The 246-nt window shown below is 65.4% G+C and carries 1 protein-coding gene; it reads right to left on the reverse strand.

Annotation, left to right across the window (positions count from 1 at the left end):
• Positions 1 to 246 (reverse strand): hypothetical protein (locus FVA95_RS31315; protein WP_161992559.1); only part of this gene is annotated, 246 nt, incomplete at both ends.

Here is a 246-nt window from a genome sequence, read left to right on the forward strand (position 1 = left end):
GAATTGGCTTCCCCCCGACGCGATCGGCGAGAATCCGGAAAGCACATTGACTCCGGTGGCGGCCAGATCAGGCTTCAAAATATCGCCGCCGGCGGCATTGTGCGGTCCGCGCGAGGAGAAGCCGGCAATCTGCGGCGTCTTGTCCACGGGTTTTCCGGAGGTGTCCCGGTTCACGATGTTGCCGGGTTGGCCGGGCGCACTGACCAACGTGGCGCGCAACGCCAGGTAGTCCGGCGCGTCCAGGTG

It is taken from the genome of Pseudonocardia sp. EV170527-09 (assembly GCF_008369905.1).
Classification (GTDB): domain Bacteria; phylum Actinomycetota; class Actinomycetes; order Mycobacteriales; family Pseudonocardiaceae; genus Pseudonocardia.